The following is a 722-nucleotide window of genomic DNA, read 5'->3' as shown; positions in this document are numbered from 1 at the left end:
AACCCACTGTGTACGCAAGTACCCATTCACCCGCTTCATAGTCCGGGTGGTTGGATGCTTCTACCTGACAAACGGTGCCGCCAATCATCACATCGTCTAGTGCTACTGGTTCTGCATAAGATTCTGCATCGCTCATGCGACCGCGCATGTATGGATCTAGAGAGAGGTAAACCGTTCTCAGAAGCATTTCTCCTGCCTGTGGAACAGGTTTTGCTACTTCTTCTAGGCGAAAGTTTTCAGTTGTAGGAGCACCATGTGGGCGTGATGCTAGGACGATTCTACGATTGGTTGCGTTAGTCATGTTTATCTCACTTATAGATTAGACCGGTCGTCTAGTGTTCGTTCCAAAATATCCCGCTCTTAGAGCGGGAAGATTTAGTGTGTTCCAAAAGGTTAATAGCCCAAATGAAACACGTGTAGGGTATTCATCTTACTTTAACGTTACTTGTTATGGGCAAGTACGCGTGTTTTGCAGTAGATGTTGAGTATAGGTCAGGCTTTGCGTGAGCGCTTCCTGATCTTGATACAGTTTGTTCAGTAAGCTTGCGCCATTCCAAAGATAATAAATCTGTCTGGCCAACAATGCGCTATCACCGTTTGGGATAGAGCCGTCTTGGATACCGACATCAATACACTCAGCCATAGCTTGAATGGTCTTATCAGCGCCTCGACGCAGTGCGATACGCATAGGCTCCGATAAATCTGACACTTCGGCGCTTAGC

Annotated in this window: 1 protein-coding gene and 1 pseudogene; both read right to left on the bottom strand. The window is 46.8% G+C overall.

Annotated elements, in window-relative coordinates:
- Positions 1 to 301, bottom strand: a pseudogene (locus tag R7190_RS27315) (NADP-dependent oxidoreductase); the annotation flags it as partial.
- A 147-nt stretch (positions 302 to 448) separates the two neighbouring features.
- Positions 449 to 722, bottom strand: a 274-nt coding sequence (locus R7190_RS27310; RefSeq protein ID WP_411978093.1) for a TetR family transcriptional regulator C-terminal domain-containing protein, incomplete at its 5' end; no start/stop codon positions are given.

The organism is Vibrio sp. 1078-1 (assembly GCF_033340475.1).
This window is presented reverse-complemented; position numbering and strand designations above follow the sequence as displayed.